The 21,308-nt window shown below is 71.5% G+C and carries 19 protein-coding genes; 12 read left to right on the forward strand and 7 right to left on the reverse strand.

Annotated features, from left to right (window positions below):
* Nucleotides 1-13 precede the first annotated feature (13 nt).
* From AB0I15_RS48250 to AB0I15_RS48260, 3 genes are all read left to right on the forward strand, one after another.
* Nucleotides 14-400 (forward strand): STAS domain-containing protein, encoded by a 387-nt coding sequence (locus AB0I15_RS48250; RefSeq protein ID WP_169789150.1) that lies wholly within the window; start codon nucleotides 14-16, stop codon nucleotides 398-400.
* Between the two features lie 9 nt (nucleotides 401-409).
* A complete protein-coding gene (locus tag AB0I15_RS48255; RefSeq protein ID WP_358112695.1) occupies nucleotides 410-1,303 on the forward strand; it encodes a sigma-70 family RNA polymerase sigma factor in 894 nt (297 codons plus the stop codon).
* A gap of 132 nt (nucleotides 1,304-1,435) precedes the next feature.
* Nucleotides 1,436-1,873 (forward strand): hypothetical protein, encoded by a 438-nt coding sequence (locus AB0I15_RS48260; RefSeq protein ID WP_358112698.1) that lies wholly within the window; start codon nucleotides 1,436-1,438, stop codon nucleotides 1,871-1,873.
* A gap of 212 nt (nucleotides 1,874-2,085) precedes the next feature.
* Here the strand turns inward: AB0I15_RS48260 and ilvD are convergent, their stop codons facing one another.
* Nucleotides 2,086-3,735 (reverse strand): dihydroxy-acid dehydratase, encoded by a 1,650-nt coding sequence (gene ilvD, locus AB0I15_RS48265; RefSeq protein ID WP_358112701.1) that lies wholly within the window; start codon nucleotides 3,733-3,735, stop codon nucleotides 2,086-2,088.
* Nucleotides 3,736-3,810: 75 nt separating this feature from the next.
* Nucleotides 3,811-5,031: a saccharopine dehydrogenase C-terminal domain-containing protein gene (locus AB0I15_RS48270; protein ID WP_358112704.1), complete on the reverse strand. Its 1,221-nt coding sequence runs from the start codon at nucleotides 5,029-5,031 to the stop codon at nucleotides 3,811-3,813.
* A 100-nt stretch (nucleotides 5,032-5,131) separates the two neighbouring features.
* On the opposite strand from AB0I15_RS48270, the gene AB0I15_RS48275 reads away from it, so the two are divergent.
* Nucleotides 5,132-5,887, forward strand: coding sequence for a TetR/AcrR family transcriptional regulator (locus tag AB0I15_RS48275; protein ID WP_358112707.1), 756 nt, complete (start codon nucleotides 5,132-5,134; stop codon nucleotides 5,885-5,887).
* Nucleotides 5,884-6,627, forward strand: coding sequence for a spore photoproduct lyase family protein (locus AB0I15_RS48280; protein WP_358112710.1), 744 nt, complete (start codon nucleotides 5,884-5,886; stop codon nucleotides 6,625-6,627). The genes AB0I15_RS48275 and AB0I15_RS48280 overlap by 4 nt, the downstream gene beginning before the upstream one ends.
* 68 nt (nucleotides 6,628-6,695) lie before the next feature.
* On the opposite strand, the gene AB0I15_RS48285 is transcribed toward AB0I15_RS48280, so the two are convergent.
* From AB0I15_RS48285 to AB0I15_RS48300, 4 genes are all read right to left on the reverse strand, one after another.
* Nucleotides 6,696-7,832, reverse strand: coding sequence for a hypothetical protein (locus AB0I15_RS48285; RefSeq protein ID WP_358112713.1), 1,137 nt, complete (start codon nucleotides 7,830-7,832; stop codon nucleotides 6,696-6,698).
* A gap of 754 nt (nucleotides 7,833-8,586) precedes the next feature.
* A complete protein-coding gene (locus AB0I15_RS48290) occupies nucleotides 8,587-11,190 on the reverse strand; it encodes a Tex family protein (RefSeq protein ID WP_358112716.1) in 2,604 nt (867 codons plus the stop codon).
* A 27-nt stretch (nucleotides 11,191-11,217) separates the two neighbouring features.
* A complete protein-coding gene (locus AB0I15_RS48295; protein WP_358112718.1) occupies nucleotides 11,218-12,408 on the reverse strand; it encodes an amidohydrolase in 1,191 nt (396 codons plus the stop codon).
* A 73-nt stretch (nucleotides 12,409-12,481) separates the two neighbouring features.
* Nucleotides 12,482-12,919, reverse strand: a complete 438-nt coding sequence (locus AB0I15_RS48300) for an RpiB/LacA/LacB family sugar-phosphate isomerase (RefSeq protein ID WP_358112721.1) — start codon at nucleotides 12,917-12,919, stop codon at nucleotides 12,482-12,484.
* A 103-nt stretch (nucleotides 12,920-13,022) separates the two neighbouring features.
* On the opposite strand from AB0I15_RS48300, the gene AB0I15_RS48305 reads away from it, so the two are divergent.
* Genes AB0I15_RS48305 through AB0I15_RS48335 form a run of 7 tightly spaced genes read left to right on the forward strand, consistent with a single transcriptional unit; the run spans nucleotide 13,023 to nucleotide 20,782 of the window.
* Nucleotides 13,023-14,081 (forward strand): DUF917 domain-containing protein, encoded by a 1,059-nt coding sequence (locus tag AB0I15_RS48305; protein ID WP_358112724.1) that lies wholly within the window; start codon nucleotides 13,023-13,025, stop codon nucleotides 14,079-14,081.
* Entirely contained in the window at nucleotides 14,074-15,642 is a 1,569-nt protein-coding gene (locus AB0I15_RS48310; protein ID WP_358112727.1) for a hydantoinase/oxoprolinase family protein, read from the forward strand. Before AB0I15_RS48305 ends, AB0I15_RS48310 begins: the two co-directional genes overlap by 8 nt.
* Before the next feature lie 23 nt (nucleotides 15,643-15,665).
* Nucleotides 15,666-17,285: an ABC transporter substrate-binding protein gene (locus tag AB0I15_RS48315; RefSeq protein ID WP_358112730.1), complete on the forward strand. Its 1,620-nt coding sequence runs from the start codon at nucleotides 15,666-15,668 to the stop codon at nucleotides 17,283-17,285.
* Between the two features lie 2 nt (nucleotides 17,286-17,287).
* Nucleotides 17,288-18,304, forward strand: coding sequence for an ABC transporter permease (locus tag AB0I15_RS48320; RefSeq protein WP_358112733.1), 1,017 nt, complete (start codon nucleotides 17,288-17,290; stop codon nucleotides 18,302-18,304).
* Nucleotides 18,301-19,179 carry an ABC transporter permease gene (locus AB0I15_RS48325; protein WP_358112736.1) on the forward strand — a complete coding sequence of 293 codons (879 nt, stop codon included), beginning with the start codon at nucleotides 18,301-18,303 and terminating at the stop codon, nucleotides 19,177-19,179. The genes AB0I15_RS48320 and AB0I15_RS48325 overlap by 4 nt, the downstream gene beginning before the upstream one ends.
* On the forward strand, nucleotides 19,176-19,913 hold the full coding sequence (locus AB0I15_RS48330; RefSeq protein ID WP_358112738.1) for an ATP-binding cassette domain-containing protein: 738 nt from the start codon (nucleotides 19,176-19,178) through the stop codon (nucleotides 19,911-19,913). Before AB0I15_RS48325 ends, AB0I15_RS48330 begins: the two co-directional genes overlap by 4 nt.
* A 2-nt stretch (nucleotides 19,914-19,915) precedes the next feature.
* A complete protein-coding gene (locus tag AB0I15_RS48335; RefSeq protein ID WP_358112846.1) occupies nucleotides 19,916-20,782 on the forward strand; it encodes an ABC transporter ATP-binding protein in 867 nt (288 codons plus the stop codon).
* Here the strand turns inward: AB0I15_RS48335 and AB0I15_RS48340 are convergent.
* On the reverse strand, nucleotides 20,775-21,242 hold the full coding sequence (locus AB0I15_RS48340; protein ID WP_358112741.1) for a MarR family transcriptional regulator: 468 nt from the start codon (nucleotides 21,240-21,242) through the stop codon (nucleotides 20,775-20,777). The two genes, AB0I15_RS48335 and AB0I15_RS48340, sit on opposite strands and share 8 nt — an antisense overlap.
* Between the last annotated feature and the right edge of the window lie 66 nt (nucleotides 21,243-21,308).

Below are 21,308 nucleotides of genomic sequence, written 5' to 3' on the forward strand. Positions count from 1 at the left end.
TAGGTGGAGCTGGGTGACTTCGGAGCAGGCCTTGTCGATAAGCCTCGGGCTCCAGGGACCCTGCGTCATCGCGCGGCTGACGGGGGACTTCGACTTCGGCTCCGCTGCCGAGGTCCGCGACCGCGTCACGAAGGCCCTCGACCTCACTCAGCCCCCGCTGCTCGTCATCGACATGCAGGCCGTCAGCGTCTGCGACTCCTCCGGCCTGTCCGTCCTGGTCTATCTGCACAAGGCGGTCACGGCCTCCGGCGGCAGGCTGCTGCTGTCCGGGCTCAACGGCCGGTGCAAGCACCTGTTCGCGATCACCGCGCTCGACAAGTTCTTCGACATCCGCAGCACCGCGGAGCTGGCCATCGCAGAACTCAACGAAGCCGGGAATTCGCCGCCGTTTACCGGGTAGTCCCCGTGCATGTCGGCCGAAGAGCCCGACCTGCTCGGCACCTACCTGGAGCAGATCGGAAAGACCCCCTTGCTCTCCGCTGCGGACGAGGTCGAACTGTCCCGGCGGATCGAGGCAGGCCTGTACGCGGGCCATCTGATCGAGCGTGGTGAGGGCACGCCAGAGCTCGAACTCGTCGTACTGGACGGGCAGCGCGCCAAGGACCTGCTCATCAGGTCCAACCTCCGGCTGGTGGTATCCGCCGCCAGGCGCTACTCCTACCGGGGGCTCCCGCTGCTCGACGTCATCCAGGAGGGCAACCTGGGACTGATCAGAGCGGTGGAGAAGTTCGACTACACGCGGGGATACAAGTTCTCGACGTACGGGATGTGGTGGATCCGCCAGGCCATCGAGCGTGGCATCCACGACAAGAGCCGCACGGTACGGCTGCCGATCCACGTGGCGGAGGAGCTGTCGCGGCTGATCAGGGTCTCGCGGCAGCTCGCCTCCGAGCTGGGCCACGAGCCGGCGGACGACGAACTGGCCGAGGCGGCCGAGCGGTCGCTGGAGCAGGTGGCGGCGTTACGCCGGCTCGGCCAGGACATGGTCAGCCTCGACGTCCCGGTCGGCGAGGCCGGCGAGGGCCGGATGGGCGACATGATCGCCGACGAGGACGGGCTGGAGGTGCAGGAGTTCACCGAGCGGCGGGCGCTGAGCGCCGAGCTGCGCGAGGTGGTCACGACGCTGCCGCCCCGGGAGGCGTTCGTCATCAGGCGCCGGTACGGGCTGAGCGGGGCGGAGACCCAGACGTACACCGAGATCGCGGAGCACCTGGGGCTGACCAGGGAGCGGATCCGGCAGCTCGAAAGGCAGGCGCTCAGACGTCTCAGGCAAGGGGGGCCGCTGCTGGCGTGGGCCTCATAAGCTCTACATAAAAGGATAACCGTTTTATATCGGATCTTTGTCGATAAAAGCGGATCTATCGGCTTCCTGATAGTAGTCGGATCGGTACGCGTCGCTGCCAGAGGGGGGAGCGACGATCTCTACACAGGGGGCATGATGCTCAAGAGTCTTGCCGGGATGGTCTTAGTGGCGGCTGCCGCGACCTCGCTCATGGCGGCTCCGGCCAGCGCGGCGACGACGACGGCGACGGAGGCGGCGACGACGGCGACGGTCACCGCCAAGCCGCAGCTCATCCGCACGAAGGTCTACTTCGGCCGGTGCAAGGACACGTGCCGGATCAAGGTGCGGATCACCAACATCTCGCGCCGGAACCTCTACAACGTCAAGCTCAACGCGAGCCTCAAGGTCAACGGCAGGAAAGCCGGCTCGTGCTACGACTACGTCGGAAGCATCGGGGCGCGCAGGGTCCGCTGGGCCTCCTGCACCGTGCGCACCAGGACTCTGGCGCAGATCTGGAACAACTACCTCGACGGCTACACCAGCCTCAACCGCCGCGCCAGCACCTACGTGTCCTACCGGTACTACCGCTGAGCATGAAGAAGGGGCCGGCCGGTGGCGGCTCGGCCCCTGCGGCTCACGCGGTGACGAGGAGCGCCAGCCCGATCAGAACCACGACCGGGACGAGCCACATCACGGCCTCGACAGCGAACTCCTTGTACATCGCGCAGGTCTCCTTCAGGTGAGGGCACGGCAAACGTCACTGCGCAGCATAGCCGCCCCGGTCGCTTGCTTGATCCCCGGTGTCAGGCCGTGACCGCGCCGTCGGAGGCGGAGCCGACCGTGACCACGTACTTGGTCAGCACTCCGCGCTCGACCTCGCGCTCCGGCCGCCGCCACGCGGCCCGGCGCTCCGCCAGCTCCGCCTCGGGCACGACCAGGTCGAGGGTTCCGGCCGCGCTGTCGATCACCACCATGTCACCGTCGCGCACCAGCGCGATCGGCCCGCCACGGTACGCCTCCGGCGCCACGTGCCCGATGACCAGGCCATGCGAGACCCCGCTGAAGCGGCCGTCGGTGACCAGCGCCACCGAGCTCCCGAGCCCCCGGCCGACGAGGGGGCCCGTGATCGAGAGCATCTCGCGCATGCCGGGACCGCCCGCCGGCCCCTCGTACCGGACCACGATGACGTCGCCCGCCACGATCCGGCCCTCCTGGATGGCATCGTAGCAGTCGTTCTCCGAGTCGAACACCCTGGCGGGGCCCTCGTGCCGGAAGTCCTCCTTGCCGCCCAGCTTGAGCACACAGCCGTCGGGGGCGAGCGAGCCGCGCAGGATGGCCAGCGCGCCGCGCTTCTTGAACGGCTTGTCCGCGCTCGCCACGACCCGCTGGCCCGGCGTCTCCCTGGCGTCCGCGGCGACGCCGGCGAGCGTGCGCCCGTCCACCAGCGTGACGCTCTCGCGCAGCAGCCCCGCCTCCAGCAGGCGGCGCACCACCAGCGAGGTGCCGCCCGCCCGCCACAGGTCGAGGGCCGTGAAGTCGCCGCCGCTCGGCTTGAGCCCGGTGATGATCGGGACCTGGCGGCAGACCTCGCCGATCCGGTCGATCTCCAGCGGCAGCCCCGCCTCACGGGCGATGGCCAGCAGGTGCAGCACCGCGTTGGTCGAGCCGCCCATGGCCGCCACCGAGACGATCGCGTTGTGCAGGGCGTCCTCGGTGAGCACGCGGGAGGGGCGGGCGTCGCGGGCGAGCGCCTCCATGGCGATCTCGCCGACCCGGCGCGCCGCGGCGTTCTTGTCATCGGCCACCGCCGGGATGTCGCCGATCCCGAACGGGGCCAGGCCCAGGAAGTCGGCGACCGCGCCCATGGTGTTGGCGGTGTACTGGGCGGCGCAGGTGCCGGCGCCCGGGCAGGCGTGCTTGGCCAGGTCGTCCAGCTCGGCCTGGTCCAGGCGGCCGACCTCGCGTTCGCCGAGCGCCTCCCACATGTCCTGGATGGTCACGTCACGCCCGCGCCAGCGGCCGGGCATCATGCTGCCGCTGTAGAGCACGACCGAGGGCACGTCGAGCCGAGCCAGCGCCATGATCGCGGCGGGCACGGTCTTGTCGCAGCCGACGATGGCCACCAGCGCGTCGAAGCCGTGCGCGCGCCCCATGAGCTCGATCGAGTCGGCGATGACCTCCCGGCTGATCAGCGAAGTGCGCATGCCGGGCGTGTGCATGGTGAGGTTGTCGGAGACCGCGATGGTGTTGAACTCCATCGGCAGGCCGCCCGCCGCCCGCACCCCCTCGGCCACCTCCGCGGCCAGCTCGCGGTGGGTCAGGTTGCACGGCATGGTGCCGGTCCAGGTGGAGGCGATGCCGACCACGGGGCGGCGCATCTCCTCCTCCGTCAGGCCCATGGCGTACAGGTGGGAGCGGGCCGGTGCGCGGTCGGGATCGTCGGCGATGCTCAAAGGGATTCCTCCGGTGTGCGGGTCGTGGCATCTCAATGATGCTGCGCCCGGCTCACCCGGCGACCCTCGGCCCCCTCACTGCTCGCGCATGCCCCATGGCGAGCCGTACTCGACCAGCAGGTCCAGGTACGGCCGCGGCTCGAACGCCTCCGGCCCCAGCACGCCCGAACCCTTCCAGACCCCCTCGGCCAGCAACTCCAGGGCGACCACCGGGTTGACGGCGGTCTGCCAGACCACGGCCTGGGAGCCGTACTCGCGCATCGACCACTGGTTGTCCACCACGTGGTACAGGTACACCTCCCTCGGCCGGCCGTCCTTGACGCCCTTGACCCAGGTGCCGGCGCAGGTCTTGCCGTGCATGCGGTCGCCGAGCTGGGCCGGGTCGGGCAGCACGGCGGCCACCACGTCGCGCGGGGACACCTGCGCGGTGCCGCGGTCGGTCCGGACGGCGACCGGCTCCGTGCGGTCCACGCCCAGCGCGTGCAGGGTCTTGAGCGTGCCGATGAACTCCTCACCGAGGCCGTACTTGAACGTCACCCGCTGGGCCGGGATCCACCTCGGGACCAGCACGACCTCCTCGTGCTCGACGTTCACGCACTCCACGGGACCGATCCCGTCGGGGAAGTCGAAGACCTCCGGCTCGCTGAACGGCTCCGTGGTGTACCAGCCGCGCTCCTTCTCGTAGATGAGCGGCGGGTTGAGGCATTCCTCGATGGTGGTCCAGATGGAGAACGACGGGGCGAACTCGTAGCCCTCGACGGTGAGGTTGCCGCCGTCCCTGATGCCGATCTCCTCGATCTCGTCGAAGAGCTCGTCGGCGGCGTACCGGGCGAAGACGTCGGCGAGGCCGGGTTCGACGCCCATGCCGACCAGTGCCAGCCGGCCCTGGGCGGTCCACTTCCGCGCCTGGGCGAACTGCTCGTCGCCGAGCTTGACCCCGACCTCCTCGTACGGCCGGTCGGGGTGCGGCTTCGACATCGACATCGCCATGTCGAGGTAGTCGGCCCCGGCCGCGAGCGCCGCGTCGAACAGCGGCAGCACGAAGCGCGGGTCGGTGGCGTTGAGCAGGACGTCGCAGCGGTGCTCGGCCAGCAGGCCGGTGACGGCGGCCGAGTCGGCGGCGTCGATCCTGACCGGCGTGAACCGGTCCGCCCGCTCGCCGAGCGCGGCGACGGCCGACTTGGCGCGGGGAAGGTCGTAGTCGGCGACCACCATGTGCTCGAAGAACGGGCGGCGGGCGGCGATCCGGGTGATGGCGGTTCCCACGCCGCCGGCTCCCACAAGAAGGATGCGCATGACGATAAATCCCCTTTTAACGCTGTTTGGGGGGTGTGCCGTTCATCCAACGTCAGTAGTCTCATCAACGTCAATGGTGTTGGCATAAGGAGCGGACCCCATGGCCAAGCGCGTCGTGCCCGAGGCCGGCCGTCGACGGCGGCGGCCCACCAAACAGGGACAGGTGCTGACGCACCGGCTCATCGTGGAGACCGCGCTGCGGATGTTGCGCGAGCACGGCGCGGCCGGGTTGACCGCGCGCCGCCTCGGTCTGGCGCTCGGCGCCGACGCCAGCACCGTCTACCGGTACTTCCGGGGCATGGACGACCTGATCCTGGCGATCGCGGACGAGCTGTTCGGGCACGCCATGGCCGACTGGCACGCCACCGGCGACTGGCGGGCCGACCTGCGCGAGCTCGGGCTGCGCATCCACCACGCGTACCAGGCCCACCCGCAGGCCGCCGTGCTGACCGCCAGCCGGGTCACGGGCCGGCCGAACGAGGTGGGCAGCGACGAGACCATCCTCGGCATCCTGCGCGGGGCCGGGTTCCGCGACCTGGACGCCGTACGGATCTACCACGCCTTCATCGACCAGAGCCTGGCCTTCGCCATCCTCGACGCCGCCACGCTGGCCCTGCCCAAGGCGGCGCGGGAGGCCGACGAGGAGGTGTGGCGCGACACGTACGCGCGGCTGCCCGCCGACACCCACCCCCACATCGCCGCCACCGCGCCGCTGCTGGTCGCCCGGATGAACGACAGCGCCTACCCGACGGCGCTCGACATGCTGCTGTCCAGCGCGTCGGCCCAGCTCACCGGGCGGCCACCGCGCTCGGCTGAGGCGGTCGCCGGGGGTGGCCTGAGCGGGGTAGTAACATGACGATCACTTCAGGTAATCGGTTGCTGGACATCCGGCGCATCCACGTGGAGCCCGCCGCCGCCGAGCTGCCGCGCGGCCGGGAGATCCTCGCCCGGTCCGGGCGCCGAGCGCGTCGAGATCGCTACGACATCGGCGAGACCTCCGACTGCTCGCTCGACGCGACGGTGCCGGAGAACGTACGGGACCTGGTGGAGCTGTTCCGCGACCTGCCCAACGCCAAGGCCGGCTTCGCCACCAAATACGTCGACAGGGAGCTGCTGGAGTGGGAGCCGCGGGGCCGCACCCGGGTGCGGTTCAGCCTCATGCCGGTGGCCGACTCCAAGCTGCTCGACATCCGCACCTCGCCGGTCGCCGACCGGATCGCCGCCATCAACGACTTCGTGGCGGCCGGTTACGAGGTGCACGTCGACTTCAGCCCCGTGGTGGTGGGTGAAGGGCGGCTGGAGAGCTGGGCGGAGCTGCAGCAGGCCAAGCGGTTGGAGACGGGCGGCTGGAACGTCCGCTACCGCACCGGCCACAAGGGTCCGCTACGTGACCTCCTTGACGGACCTGATCGCGACGCGACTGCCGTATTGCCGAATCCGCTACGCGTTCTAACCAAAACGCCCCGCCCCGCCCCCGCCCCTTTGCCCCGGCCTCGCTCTGCCTCCGGCTTCAGCACTTGCTCCGGCCCCAGGCTCCGGCCCCAAGCATCGGCCTCGGCTCCGGGTTCCGGCTCTGGGCTTCGGCCCTGGCCTTGACTTAGACCTCAATCCTGGTTCTGGCCTTGGCTGCGACCCCAACCTTGGCCCTGACCTGGGCGCTGACCCTAACTCTGGTCCTCGCCTCCGTCTCCGCCCTCGCCCCTGCCCTGGTCCTGGTTTCGGTGCTGGCTTTGGGCGATGCGCTTGCCGAGCCCGGCCAGTGAGTCGTCGGCCATTCGCGCGGGCAGTCGGGGCGCGTCCTCGTCGATCTGACGCAGCACCGCCGCCGGATCTCCGCCGCAGTGCCGGGTCCAGGCCCTGGCCACCTCGGGCATCGCGGCGATCGCGTCCTCCGACAGGATCGCCTCCCTTGGCAGCCACGAGGTCAGGAACTGCGCCGCCCGGGAAGGGCTCCACCATAGGGGCCGATCCCCGACGAACTCGGCCAGCTTCTCGAACGCCTCTCTCGCCCCGGGCATGTCCGGCAGGTCGTGGAAGCCGGTGACGGTGGCGTCGGGTGCGCCGCGTACCAGGGCGGGGACGGCGCGGGCGCGGCCGATGGCGAGCGGGCGGACGGCCGGCAGCGTCTCGGCGACGGCCGCGCCCATGATCCGGTCGCCGAGCTCGAACGCGTCCAGGATCCGGCCCGCGACCACCCCCGGCTCAGCCTCCCGAAGACCGAGGTCGTCGAGGAACTTCACCTCTTCGACGAGCGCGTCCACCGCCAGGCCGCCGTTGGGCTGGTCGATGCCGACGACGATGATGTGGGGCTCCTTGCCGTTCTCGTACCGGAAGGACAGGACCGCCAGCACCTGCTCCCCAAAGGGATCGGCTTTCCCGAACCACCCGCCCTCGCACACCACCCGCCCCATCCGCCGCACCCACCCGGGAAGACTCTCCGCCTGCCCCCGGCCGGCAACCACATAGGCCCGCGCCCCAGCGTCACCGGCATCCACACCTTCGCCTGAATCCTCAGCAGCGTGAACGTCAGGCCCGGGAAGAACCTCGGAGGTGGGGACGTCGGACCCGTAGGTGGCGGATCCATGGGCGTCGGCGCTGTGGACGGCTGCCAGGGCGGCGAGGGTCAACCGTGCTTCCGGACGCTCATCCTCGATCAGCCGTCCCAGAAGCCCTTCCACCTCGCCGTTCGACTCCAGATCGGCGGCGAGCCGGGCGGCCCAGAGCTCAGTGCGCAGCGGAGAACGCCATCTGAGCAGGTCACGGGCCTGGGCGATCACTGTGTCGAACGCTGTCGTGCTCACCTCTAAACCGTATCGATCGCCACGCCACTCCGCGCCGCCACCCAGCAACGTCCAGCCGCTCCCCACGGCTGAACGCCAAACTGCCGGTACCCCAGCCCCAGCTCACCGGCCTCAGCGTGGCAACCCCATGCAGCGAGCCCCCGGTGCGGCAAGTTCCCCCACACAGCGAACTCCCACGCGGCGAGCCTGCCACGACGGTGAACTCGCCGCATGGCGAGCCCTCCGCACGGCGAGCCTCTGTGTGACGAGGCCCCAATGAGGGTCTCGCATGAGGCGTCCTCCGCGCAGCGATCCTCCGCGTGTGGCTAAGCCTCAGGCATAGCGAGGCCCCAGCATGGCGGGCCTCCCGAGGCCCCAGCATGGCGGGCCTCCGCACGATGCGGCTCCAGCATGGGCACCCGCATGAGGCGCCTTCCGCGCAGCGAGCCTCTGCGTGTAGCGAGGCCCCGGCATGGCGGGCCTCCGCATGAGAAGCCCTCCGCACGGCTAACCCTGCATGCGGCAAGCCCCTCCCCATGCGGCCCCTCCCCATGCGGGGCCTCGGCATGTCGGGCCTGCGTGTGAGGAGCCCTTACGTGTGGCGGAACCCCCATGGTGAAAGCCCCCGGCATGGGAGCCCACGCGGGTGACGTGCAGGCCGCTTGACGAGCCGCCGCGTGGCGAGGGCTCAGGTGACCTGGTCTTGGAGAGACCGATGGCTGGGCGGGGCGGCCGGGCGGTTGGTGGTGCCTGTGGCCGTCCCGCCGGGAGTCGGTTAGCGGTTTTCGCCGCCCAGGCCCGCCTTTCTGAGGGCCTCGGCCATGGCGCCCGTCGGAGCGGGGCGGTCCTGGCGGCGCTGGCCGCCTCGGCCGTCGCCGCGACCGTCGCCTCGGCCGCGCTGGTTGTCGCCCCGGCCGCGGTTGCCGCCGTCGCCGCTGCCGCGCTGTCCGTCACCGCGACCGCCCTGACCGCCCTGACCACGGCCGTCGTCGCCGCGACCGCTCTGGCCGCCTTGACCCCGGCCACCCTGACCGCGACCGCCGCCGGCACCGCGGGCACCATCGCCGCGGGCACCATTGCCGCCACCACCGTTGCCGCCGCCTTCTCCGCGGCCGCCGTCACGGCCGCCGCCTTCGCGGCCTCTGCCCTCGCGACCTCCGCCCTCGGCGGTGCCGCCGCGGGTGCCTTCGCCTCGGCCGGTGGACCTGCGGGGGCCGTCACCGGGCGCGCCCTGGGTGATCTCGTCGTCCAGGCGCAGCGTCAGGGAGATGCGCTTGCGGGGGATGTCGACGTCGAGGACCTTGGTGCGGACGATGTCGCCGGGCTTGACGACGTCGCGTGGGTCCTTCACGTAGTTGTGCGACATCGCCGACACGTGCACCAGGCCGTCCTGGTGGACGCCGACGTCCACGAACGCGCCGAACGCCGCCACGTTCGTGACCACGCCCTCCAGGATCATGCCCGGCGTCAGGTCGGAGATCTTCTCGACCCCCTCCTTGAACGCGGCGGTCTTGAAGGCGGGTCGCGGGTCGCGGCCGGGCTTCTCCAGCTCGCGCAGGATGTCGGTGACCGTCGGCAGGCCGAACGTCTCGTCCGTGAAGTCCTGGGGCTTGATCGTGCGCAGCGCCGCCGTGTTGCCGATCAGCGACTTGAGGTCGGCCTTGACCGAGCCCAGGATGCGCCGCACCACCGGGTAGGCCTCGGGGTGCACGCTGGACACGTCGAGCGGGTCGTCGCCGTCGGGGATGCGCAGGAAGCCCGCGCACTGCTCGAACGCCTTCGGGCCCAGGCGCGGCACGCCCTTGAGCGCGACGCGGCTCCTGAAGGGGCCGTTGGAGTCGCGGTGGCGGACGATGCTCTCGGCGAGCGTGGAGCCGATGCCCGACACGCGCGTGAGCAGGGGCGCCGAGGCGGTGTTGACGTCGACGCCCACCGCGTTGACGCAGTCTTCGACGACGGCGTCGAGCGAGCGGGAGAGCTTCGACTCGGCCAGGTCGTGCTGGTATTGGCCGACGCCGATCGACTTCGGGTCGATCTTGACCAGCTCGGCCAGCGGGTCTTGCAGGCGGCGGGCGATGGAGACCGCGCCGCGCAGCGAGACGTCGAGCTCGGGCAGCTCCTGCGACGCGTACGCCGACGCCGAGTAGACCGAAGCCCCGGCCTCCGAGACGACGATCTTGGTCACCGAGGGCAGGTGCTTGACCAGCTCACCGGCCAGCTTGTCGGTCTCGCGGGAGGCCGTGCCGTTGCCGATGGCGATCAGCTCGACCCCGTGCCGCTGCGCGAGCGCGCCCAGGACGGCCAGCGACTGGTCCCACTGCCGCTTGGGCTCGTGCGGGTAGATGGTCGCGGTCTCGACGACCTTGCCGGTGGCGTCGACCACGGCCACCTTGACGCCGGTGCGCAGGCCCGGGTCGAGGCCCATCGTCGGCCTCGTGCCGGCCGGGGCGGCCAGCAGCAGGTCGCGCAGGTTGGCCGCGAACACCCGGACCGCTTCGTCCTCGGCCGCCTGCCACAGCCGCATGCGCAGGTCGATGCCGAGGTGCACCAGGATGCGGGTGCGCCAGGCCCACCGCACGGTCTCGCTCAGCCACTTGTCGGCCGGGCGGCCCTGGTCGGAGACGCCGAAGCGGGAGGCGATGCGCAGCTCGTAGTCGGGGCTCTCGTCGGGCTCCAGGGTGACGGAGAGGACCTCCTCCTTCTCGCCCCGGAACATGGCGAGGATCCGGTGCGAGGGCAGCTTCGTGAACGGCTCGCCGAACTCGAAGTAGTCGGAGAACTTGGCCCCCGCCTCCTCCTTGCCCTCCCGGACCTTCGACGCCAGCCGCCCGTGGGTCCAGAACTGCTCGCGCAGGCCGCCGATCAGGTCGGCGTCCTCGGCGAACCGCTCGATCAGGATGGCCCTGGCGCCTTCGAGCGCCGCGCCCGCGTCGGCCACGCCCTCGGTGACAAAGCTCTCGGCGGTGGCCGAAGGGTCGAGCGTCGGGTCGGCGAGGAGCTGGTCGGCCAGCGGCTCCAGGCCGAGCTCCCTGGCGATCTGTGCCTTCGTGCGCCGCTTGGGCTTGTAAGGCAGGTAGATGTCCTCGAGCCGGGCCTTGGTCTCGGCCGCCATGATCTGCTCGCGCAGCTCGTCGTCCAGCTTGCCCTGGGACTCGATGGACTCCAGGATCGCCGCCCTGCGCTCCTCCAGCTCGCGCAGGTAGCGCAGCCGCTCCTCGAGCGTGCGCAGTTGCGCGTCGTCGAGGGCGCCGGTGGCCTCTTTGCGGTATCGCGCGATGAACGGCACGGTCGAGCCGCCGTCGAGCAGGTCGACGGCCGCCTGCACCTGCCCGTCGCGTACGCCGAGCTCTGCGGCGATCCGCTGGTGAATAGAGAGCACTTGCCTGCCTTTCGATGGTCCCGCCGGTCAATTGTGCAGGACTACGCCGTCTTTCATGACCAGAGTGCGCGCAGGGTGAACGACGACCGCCTCCGCCGGGCCCGAGGCGGGCACCGCGACGAGGTCGGCCCGATCGCCCGGGCCGAGGCCGTATCCCTCCAGCCCCAGCGCCCGCGCGCCGCCGAAGGTCGCGGCCTCCAGCGCCAGCTCGATGTCCTCATCCCTGCGGAACGTGCTGCGGTAGGCGACGTGCATCGCCCGCTCCAGCATGTCGCCGCTGCCGTAGGGGCCCCACAGGTCGCGGATGCCGTCGTGGCCGCAGGCCACGGTGACGCCGGCGGCCCGCAGTCGCTTGACCGGGGGCACCGGGAAGCTGTAGACGGCCCCCGTGACCAGGGCCACGCCCGCCTCGGCGAAGCCCTCGATCAGGCGGCCCAGATAGGCGTCGTCGAGCTGGCCCAGCGCGTAGGCGTGGCTGACCGCCACCCTGCCGCCCAGCCCGAGCACCTTCGTGCGCTCGGTGATCAGCTCTAGCTCCCACCCGCCCAGCGAGCCGCCGTCGTGCAGGTGCAGGTCGAGGTGCGTGCCGTAGCGCTCGGCCAGGCCGAAGACGACGTCGAGGTGGCGCACCGGGTCGCGGTCGATGCCCGCCGGGTCGAGCCCGCCCACCGCCTCGACGCCGCTCTTCAGCGCCGCCTCGAGCAGCTCGGCCGTGCCCGGGTTGGTGAGCACGCCGTGCTGGGGGAAGGCGACCTGGCGCACGTCGACGGGGGAGGCCGCCGCGGCCTCGCGCACGGCCTCGACGCCCCGCAGCCCGGCCGCGGGGTCGATGTCGGTGTGCGTGCGGACGTGGGTGGTGCCCGCCGCGCTCATCCGGGCCAGCAGCGCGCCGATCCGGGCCACGCTGGGGACGCCGAGCTCCTCGCGGCGGCCGAGGTCGTTGCCGATGCGGCCGGCGAGCGTGTCGTCGGCGGAGTGGGGCACCCAGGGCCCGCCGTAGAGGGTCTTGTCGAGGTGGCAGTGCGCCTCGACGAGGCCGGGGAGCACGAGCTGCCCGGTGACGTCGACGACCTGGGCGCCGGGGGCCTCGATCGCCGGGGCGATCCGGTCGATGCGGCCGTCGCGGACCAGGACGTCGGCGGGCGCGATGGGGGCGCCGGGGAGCGAAGGCGCGCCGGAGCGCCAGGGGTGTCCGCCCCGCAGCAGCACGTCGGTCATGCCCAGCACCCTAAAGGGCGGGGCCGACGATTTCCGTGGCTCCGCCGAGACGGTTCCCTCCGTGACCGCCCGGTCACCGGATCTCGTCGAGGTGGGAGACGTTCGCCACGTCCACGGAGTCGGTGCTCGGACGCCCCTTCAGCCAGGCGTCGAGGATCTCGTCGAGCACCACGTCGGACGTCAGCCGCAGGCTGAGCGCGAGCACGTTGGCGTCGTTCCACTTGCGGGCCCCGTCGGCGGTGTACGCGTCCACGCACAGCGCCGCCCGCACCCCCGGCACCTTGTTCGCCGCGATCGAGGCGCCCGTGCCGGTCCAGCAGCACACGACCGCCTGGTCGGCCCGCCCCTCGCTCACGTCCTTCGCGGCCAGCTCGGAGGCCCACGCCCAGTCGTCGCGCTCCTCGTCGCTGAGCGCGCCGTGGGTCACGACGTCGTGTCCCCGCCCGCGCAGCTCCGTCACGACCCGCTCGGCCACGCCGTCCTTGCTGTCGGCGGCCACCGAAATCCGCATGCGCCCTCCCGGTTGCTCACCTCCAGATCTACCAGGAGCACACGCGCAGGACTGGCGCAATGAGGTGGTCTGTGCTTGGTTGTGTCGCCATATGAGTATTGACGTGAAGGATATTCCGGCTCTCGCCCGAGGGTGTGCCGTCCTGGGCACGGGAGGCGGGGGCGACGTCCGTACGGGATCGCTGGCCGCGATCAGGGCGATCCGCCGGTACGGCGAGGTGCCGCTGGTCGAACTGGCCGATCTGCCCGACGACGCGCTGGTCGTGCCGTTGTCCGGCATCGGGGCCCCCACGGTCGGCCACGAGATGATCCACGGCGAGGACGAGCCCGGCCGCATCGCCGGGGAGGTCGAGCGCCTGTTCGGCCGGCCGCCGAGCGCGATCATGTCCTCTGAGATCGGCGGCGCGAACGGGGTCGCGCCCGTCGCCTGGGCCGCCCAGCTCGGGCTGCCGCTGCTCGACGCCGACGGCATGGGACGGGCGTTCCCCGAGGTCCAGATGGTCTCCATGTACGTGGCCGGCCTGCCCGCCGACCTCGTGATCATGACCGACATCGTGGGCAACACCGTGACCATCCGCCCGATCGACGGCCTCTGGTCCGAACGCCTGGCCCGGGCCGTCTGCGTGGCGGCGGGCTCGCACGCGCTGATGGCCGACTACGTCCTCACCGCGGCGCGGGCCAGGGGCGCGGTCATCGAGGGGACGGTCACGCGCGCCCTGGAGGTCGGCCGGGCCACCGAGGGCGCGGCCGACCCGCTCGGCGCGCTCCAGGGCCGGCTGGGCGCCGTCCGCCTGATCACCGGCAAGCTGACCGACGTCGAGCGGCGCACCACGGGCGGGTTCGTCCGGGGCACGGCCACGATCGAGGGCACCGGCGACGAGCGTGGCCGCCGCCTCACCCTGGAGCTGCAGAACGAGAACCTGGTCGCCCTCGAGAACGGCCGCGTGCGCGCCATGGTGCCCGACCTCATCACGGTCGTGGACACCGAGACCGCCGCCGCCGTCCAGACCGAGAGCCTCCGGTACGGCCAGCGCGTCACGGTCCTCGCCTGGCCCTGCGACGCGCTGTGGCGCACGCCCAAGGGCCTGGAGACGGCGGGGCCGCGGGCCTTCGGATACGACCTGGACTACGTACCCGTCGAGGAGCTGACGTCGCATGGCTGACCTGCGGATCGGGATCGACGTCGGCGGCACCAACACCGACGCGGTGGTGCTCGACGCCGAGGGACGGGTGATCGCCAAGGCCAAGCGGCCGACGACCCCCGACGTGACCGGCGGCCTGCGGGCCGCGCTCGACGCCGTCCTGGCGGAGCAGGGCGCCGTCCGCGACCGGATCACCCGCGTCATGCTGGGCACGACGCACGCCACCAACGCCATCCTGGAGCGGCGCGGCCTCGGCCGGGTGGCCGTGCTGCGGCTCGGCGCGCCCGCCACCACGGCCGTGCCCCCGCTCTCCGACTGGCCCGACGACCTGCGCGAAGCCGTCTCGGCGGGCGAGGCCATCGTGCGCGGCGGCCACTACGTGGACGGCCGCGAGATCGGCCCGCCGGACCTGGCGGCCGTGCGCCGCTTCCTGGACGGCGTGCGGGCCGACGCCGTGGCCGTCACCAGCGTGTTCAGCCCGGCGAGCGACGAGCACGAGCGGGTCGTCGAGGAGCTGGTCCGCACCGAGTACGGCCTGCCGGTGTCGGTGAGCCACGAGATCGGCTCGCTCGGCCTGCTCGAACGCGAGAACGCCACCGTGCTGAACGCCGCCCTGTACGGCGTCGCCGCCCACGTCACCGACGCCCTCGTCACGGCCCTGGCCGAGCGCGGACTGGGCGCGCGGGGGCTGGGCGCGCGCCCCTACCTGGCGCAGAACGACGGCACGCTCATGACGGTCGAGCACGCCGCCCGCCTGCCGGTCTCGACCATCGGCTCGGGCCCGGCGAACTCGCTGCGCGGCGCCGCGTACCTGTCCGGCGTGGCGGACGCGATCGTGGTGGACGTGGGCGGCACCTCCACCGACCTGGGCGTGCTGGCCGGGGGCTTCCCGAGGGAGTCGGCGGCGGCGGTCGAGATCGGCGGGGTGCTGACCAACTTCCGCATGCCCGACATCCTGGCGATCGCCCTCGGCGGCGGCACCGTCGTACGGCCCCACGGCGTCGGCCCCGACTCCGTCGGCTACCGGATCGTGCGCGAGGCCCTGGTCTTCGGCGGTACGACGGCGACGATGACGGACGCGGCGGTGGCGGCGGGCCGGGTCCCGCGCGAGGCCGAGGAGTGGCGCGACCGGCTCAAGGCGGGTGACATGTCGGAAGGAATCGCCGACACCCTGGAAAGATCGGTGGCCCTCGCGGACGAGATGATCATCGACGCCGTCGACCGGATGGCGCTCGGCCGGACCGACCGGCCCCTGGTGGCGGTGGGTGGCGGGGCGTTCCTGCTGCCGGACCGCATCCCTGGTGTGAGCCGGGTGATCCGCCCCGAGCACGCCGAGGTCGCCAACGCCGTCGGGGCCGCCATCGCACTCGCGAGCGGCAGAGTCGATACGATCTTGCCAGCGGGAGATAACCGGTCAGAAGCGATCGAACGGGCCAAAGAGGAGGCGCGGGCGCGGGCCGTGGCGGCGGGAGCCGATCCCTCCGGCGTCGAGATCGTCGACCTCCTCGAGGTGCCGCTGAGTTACCTCTCCGAGCCCGCCGTGCGGGTACACGTCAAAGCAGCCGGACCCCTCGCCCGGTGACAGATCGAAAGGATCCCCCCACCATGCGCTGGCACAAGCGCCTGCTCGTCGCCGGGGTCACCGGCGTCCTGGCCCTGACCGCTTCCGCGTGCGCGGGCGGCCAGGTACGCGGCGCCGGCGGAACGCCCGAACCCGAGGCGAGCACCGGCAGTCAGCCGGCGGCCACCCAGGCCGCGCAGGCGAACGACGGCACGTTCGTCTACGCGCCGAACCTGGACGTGGTCACCGACTGGGACCCCGCGACCTCCTACTCCAACGAGATCGTCGCCCTGTCGAACATCTACGAGGGCCTGACCAGGTACAACTCCCAGACCAAGCAGGCCGAGCCCCGCCTCGCCACCGAGTGGACGTCCTCGAGCGACGGCAAGGAGTGGACGTTCAAGCTGCGGCAGAACGTGAAGTTCCACTCCGGCGCCACGCTCGACGCCGAGGCCGCCAAGAAGGCCATCGAGCGCACGATCGAGAAGAAGGGCGGTGCGGCCTACATCTGGGACCCGGTCGACAAGATCGAGGTCGTGGACGCGAGCACGCTGAAGTTCACGCTCAAGTACGCCACCCCGCTCGACCTGGTCGCCTCCTCCGGCTACGCCGCCCACATCTACGACGTGGACGCGGTGGACGCCGACGGCAAGACGACCGCCGGGACGGGGCCGTACACGATCGACTCCTGGCAGAAGGGCAAGGAGACCGAGCTGACGCTGAAGGCGTACGAGGGGTACTGGGGCGGCTGGAAGCCCGAGCAGTACAGGAAGGTCGCCTTCCGCGTCACGCCCGAGATCACCACGGCCTGGCAGCTCCTGCAGCGGGGCGAGGTGAACTTCGTGGAACGCCTGAACCCGCAGCTCTTCGCACAGGCCGGGACGAGCCAGGCGGTCCAGACCTCGCAGTCGCCGTCGTTCCAGAACCTGCTGGTCCTGTTCAACACCGCCGCCGGCCCCACCAAGGACCTCAAGGTACGGCAGGCGCTGCAGCTCGCCATCGACTACGACGGCCTGGCGGCGGCGCTCAAGGGCGCGGGACAGAAGGCCAGCGGCCTGGTGCCGGAGGGGCTGCTCGGCCACGCCGAGGGCATGGAGCCCAAGCAGGACCTGGCCCAGGCCCAGGCGCTGCTGGCCGAGGCAGGGTACGGCCCCGACAACCCGGAGCTCAAGCTCAGCATGACCTACGCCCAGGGCGACGAGGACCAGAAGTTGCTGGTCACGCTGCTCAGCTCGGCGCTGAAGAAGCTCAACGTGACGCTGCAGGCCAAGCCGATGACCTGGAGCGCGCAGTGGGACCTGGGCAAGAAGGAGGGCCAGGACATCTTCGTCATGTACTGGTATCCGGACTATCCGGACGCCTACTCCTGGTTCCTCAACGTGTTCAAGAGCGCTGACAAGCCGCAGTTCAACCTGTCCTACCTCAAGAACGGCGAGATCGACGCGGGCATCGGCAAGCTGCCCGAGCTGACGGCCACGGACAAGGGGATGGCCGAGCGCGAGTACCAGGAGCTGCAGAAGAAGATCATCCAGGAGGAGGCGGCGGTGGCGGTGCCGTACGTGCAGACGTACCAGCGGGCGCTGTCCTCCGACGTCCAGGGATATGCGGACAACCCCGCCTATCCCAACGTGGTCTTCTTCTACGACCTCAAGCGCGTCGGCTGACCATGCTGCGCTATCTGGCCCGCCGGCTCGGCCAGGCCCTCCTGGTCGTGTCCGGCGTGGTCGTGCTCACCTTCGCGGTCATGCGGCTGGTGCCGGGTGACCCGGCGGTCGCGTACGCCGGGCCGAAGGCCACGCCCGAGCAGCTCGCCGAGACTCGCGCGCTGTTCGGGCTGGACGACCCGCTCTACGTCCAGCTCGTGAACTACGCGCGTGACCTGGTCACCGGCGACTGGGGCACGAGCCTGCGCACCCGGCAGCCGGTGCGCGACGACCTGTACGTGGCCTTTCCCGCCTCCCTCGAACTGGTGGGCACGGCTCTGCTCATCGCGATCGTCGCGGGCATCCCGATCGGCGTGCTCGCCGCCCGCTACAAGAGGAGACTTCCGGACCTGGGGGTGCGGCTCGGCAGCGTGCTGGCCGTCTCCGTACCGGTCTTCTGGCTGGCCCTGGTCCTCCAGACGGTGTTCGCCACCAACCTCGGCTGGTTCCCCATCGCCGGCGAGTACGACTCCTCGCTCGACACCACCAGCCCCCTCACGCTCTGGACCAACATCACCGTCGTCGACGCCCTCATCACCGGCAACTGGCCCATCTTCACCAGCACGCTCCAGCACCTGGTGCTGCCCGCGCTGGTCGTGGCCGCCTACCCGGCCGGCGTCATCGCCCAGATGACCCGGGCCGCCCTCATCGAGGAGTCGGGCCAGGACCACGCCAGGATGGAACGCGCGCTCGGCTTCGGCGAGACGTCCATCCTGACCAAGTTCGCCCTGAGACCGGCGCTCAACCCCGTCCTGTCGCTGATCGCCCTGGTCTTCGCGTACGCGATCGTCAACGGCTTCCTCGTCGAGGCCATCTTCAACTGGCCGGGCCTGGGCCGCTACGCCGTCGAATCGATCCGCTCGCTGGACACCCCGGCCATCGCCGGCGTCACCCTGCTGGTGGCCCTGGTGTACGTCCTGGCCAACCTGGTCGTGGACATCCTCCAGGGCTTCGTCGACCCCCGAACGAGGATCCGATGACGGACCCGATGACGGACCCGAAGGCCGGCGTCGAGGCCGCGCCGCTGCGCCGCACACTGCCGAGGCCGCCCGACCGGTTCGCCGCCCTGGGCGCGGTGCTCATCGTGCTGGTCCTGCTGGCCGCGATCTTCGCGCCGTGGCTGGCGCCGTACCCGGTGGACGAGCCGAAGCCGCTGGAGGCGCTGCTGCCGCCGAGCGGCGCCCACTGGTTCGGCACCGACCAGGTCGGGCGCGACGTGCTCACCCGAATCCTGTACGGCGGCCGCACCTCGCTGTTCATCGCCGTCGCCGTGCTCGGCGCCTCGGCCCTGGTCGGGGTCGCGCTCGGCGTGGTGGCCGGGTACGCGGGCGGCTGGCTCAGGGACGTCATCATGCGCGTCACCGACGTCTTCCTGGCCTTCCCCGCGCTGCTGCTCTCCCTGGCCCTGGCGGTCGTGCTGCAGCCCAGCGTGAACACCGTGATCCTGGCCATCGCGGTGACCTGGTGGCCCTGGTACACCCGGCTGGCCGCCTCCGTGGCCGCCTCGATCGCGACCCGGGGGTACGTGGACGCCGCCCGCTGCCTCGGCGTGCCGGCCCCGCTGATCATCCTGCGGCACGTGGTGCCCAACTCGCTCACGCCCGTGCTGGTCCAGATGTCGCTGGACGCGGGCGGGGTGATCCTGACCTCGGCGGCGCTGTCGTATCTGGGGCTGGGGGCGCAGGAGCCGACGGCGGAGTGGGGGTTGATGGTGCAGCAGGGGCAGACGTTGTTCACCACGAACTGGTGGGTGGTCACCTTCCCGGGGCTGGCGATCCTGGTGACGGCGTTCGCGTTCAACGTGCTGGGGGAAGGGCTGCGCAACGCTCTCGATCCCCGAAGGGTGGTCAAGTGATCGAGGTGCGCGATCTTCAGGTGCGTTACGACGGGCGGCTCGTGGCCGACGTGCCGGAGCTGGACGTGGGCCCGGGGGAGTGCGTGGCCCTCGTGGGGGAGAGCGGCTCGGGCAAGTCCACGACGCTGCTGTCGCTGCTCGGGCTCACCGAGAATGCTGAAATTTCAGGACACATCAGCGTGTGCGGCGTCGACGTCCGCACGGCCACGCCGCGTGCCCTCCGCGCGATCCGGGGCGCGCGGGCGGCGCTCGTGATGCAGTCGCCCCAGGCCGCGCTCAGCCCCGCCACCCGCCTCGGCGTCCTGATGCGCCGCGCGCTCAGGCTGCACGGCCGGGACGGCGCGGAGCAGGCCATGGCCGAGGCGGTGGAGGCGGTCCTGCTCGACCGCGAGATCCTGCGCCGCTATCCGCACGAGATCTCCGGCGGCCAGGCCCAGCGCTTCGCCATCGCGCTGGCCATCGCGCTGGGCGCCGAGGTGATCCTGGCCGACGAGCCCACCAGCGCCCTCGACGTGACCGTGCAGGCCGAGGTGGTCGGCGTGCTGCGCGGACTGCGGGCGGAGCGCGGGCTCGCGCTCCTCATCGTCTCCCACGACCTGGCCCTGGTCTCCACGATCGCCGATCGGGTGCTCGTGATGAAGGACGGCGCGGTGGTGGAGTCGGGCCCCGCCGCCGGCGTGCTCTCCGAGCCGTCCCACCCCTACACCCGCGAGCTGCTGGAGGCGCTGCCGTGACGATGCTCAGGGCCGAGCGCGTGACGCTCGGGTACGCCCGCCGCCCGGTCGTCCACGACGTCAGCCTGGACATCACCGAGGGCGGCGTGGGCCTGATCGGGGAGAGCGGCTCGGGCAAGACGACGCTGGCCCGCGCGTTCCTGGGCCTCCTCACCCCCATGTCCGGAAATATCTGGTACGGCGACCAAACCCTGAAAAAAGCCAACTTGCGGAAGTTCCGCAAGGACGTCCAGCCCGTCTTCCAGGCCGAGGCCCTCGACCCTCGGATGCGCGTCGGCGCCTCCATCGCCGAGGCCCTGCCCCGTGCCGCCCGATCCCGGGTCGGGGAGCTGCTCGAACAGGTCGGGCTCGACCCGGACCTGGCCACCCGCCGGCCCCACCAGCTCTCGGGCGGCCAGCGCCAGCGCGTGGTGATCGCCAGGGCCCTGGCCGTCGGCCCCCGGCTGCTCATCCTCGACGAGCCCACCAGCGCCCTCGACGTCACCGTCCAGGCCAGGGTCCTCGACCTGCTGGCCTCCCTGGACACCGAGCGCCTGCTGATCACGCACAACCTGGCCGTGGTGGAGCGGCTCTGTCGCACCTCGCACGTGCTCTTCGCGGGGCGCGTGGTGGAGTCGGGCCCGACGGGCGACCTGCTGGCCGCTCCGGCGCATCCGTACACGCTGGCCCTGCGTGACGCCGTGCCGAGGCTGGGCGGCGACCCGCCGGTGGCCAAGGGGCGGACGGAGGCCGTGCCGGCGGCGACGGGCTGCCCGTACCGGCTGCGCTGTCCCCTCGCCGTGCCGGAGTGCGAGAAGGCGCCCGAGCCGCGGGACGTACGGGGGCGTCAGGTGGCCTGCCACCGGGCGGAGGACGTCCTGGTCACCTGACCACGGCGCGGGCCTTGAGCTGCTCGCCCAGGTCGTCGGAGAGCTTGCCCATCAGCCGGGCCAGCTCGTGCCTGTCCGATTCGGACCAGCCCGCCAGCGCGCCCTCGAACCACTCGGAGGTCACCCGGCGGCACTTGCCCGCCGCCTCGACGCCCGCCTCGGTGAGCGCGATGCGCCAGGCCCGGCGGTCGTCGGGGTCGCGGACCCGCTCGACCAGCCCGCGCTGTTCGAGCGCGGACACGTGCCGGGTCACGTGCGGGCTCTCCACCTGCAGGCTCTCGGCGATCATGCCGATTCTGCGGGGCTCGCCCGCGTCCAGCAGGTCGACGAGGATCTGGACGTCCGGACGGTCGAGCCGGACGCCCGCGGCCGCGGTCAGCCGTTCGTGCGTCTTGCCGCGGTTGAGTGTGGTCACGACCTTGCGGAAGGCGGCCACCGCGGTGTGGAGGTCTTCGTCCATCGACTTGCTTACCTAACTTAGGTATGTATTATCGGTTCTCGTTACTTACCCAAGTTATCTAAAGGA

The organism is Nonomuraea sp. NPDC050643 (assembly GCF_040654715.1).
Taxonomy (GTDB): domain Bacteria; phylum Actinomycetota; class Actinomycetes; order Streptosporangiales; family Streptosporangiaceae; genus Nonomuraea.

Coding starts and splice junctions, on each gene's coding strand:
- AB0I15_RS48255 (WP_358112695.1), top strand. CDS start 410: ATGTCGGCCGAAGAGCCCGACCTGCTCGGCACCTACCTGGAGCAGATC.
- AB0I15_RS48260 (WP_358112698.1), top strand. CDS start 1,436: ATGATGCTCAAGAGTCTTGCCGGGATGGTCTTAGTGGCGGCTGCCGCG.
- AB0I15_RS48270 (WP_358112704.1), bottom strand. CDS start 5,031: ATGCGCATCCTTCTTGTGGGAGCCGGCGGCGTGGGAACCGCCATCACC.
- AB0I15_RS48275 (WP_358112707.1), top strand. CDS start 5,132: ATGGCCAAGCGCGTCGTGCCCGAGGCCGGCCGTCGACGGCGGCGGCCC.
- AB0I15_RS48280 (WP_358112710.1), top strand. CDS start 5,884: ATGACGATCACTTCAGGTAATCGGTTGCTGGACATCCGGCGCATCCAC.
- AB0I15_RS48295 (WP_358112718.1), bottom strand. CDS start 12,408: ATGACCGACGTGCTGCTGCGGGGCGGACACCCCTGGCGCTCCGGCGCG.
- AB0I15_RS48300 (WP_358112721.1), bottom strand. CDS start 12,919: ATGCGGATTTCGGTGGCCGCCGACAGCAAGGACGGCGTGGCCGAGCGG.
- AB0I15_RS48310 (WP_358112727.1), top strand. CDS start 14,074: ATGGCTGACCTGCGGATCGGGATCGACGTCGGCGGCACCAACACCGAC.
- AB0I15_RS48315 (WP_358112730.1), top strand. CDS start 15,666: ATGCGCTGGCACAAGCGCCTGCTCGTCGCCGGGGTCACCGGCGTCCTG.
- AB0I15_RS48320 (WP_358112733.1), top strand. CDS start 17,288: ATGCTGCGCTATCTGGCCCGCCGGCTCGGCCAGGCCCTCCTGGTCGTG.
- AB0I15_RS48325 (WP_358112736.1), top strand. CDS start 18,301: ATGACGGACCCGATGACGGACCCGAAGGCCGGCGTCGAGGCCGCGCCG.
- AB0I15_RS48335 (WP_358112846.1), top strand. CDS start 19,916: ATGCTCAGGGCCGAGCGCGTGACGCTCGGGTACGCCCGCCGCCCGGTC.
- AB0I15_RS48340 (WP_358112741.1), bottom strand. CDS start 21,242: ATGGACGAAGACCTCCACACCGCGGTGGCCGCCTTCCGCAAGGTCGTG.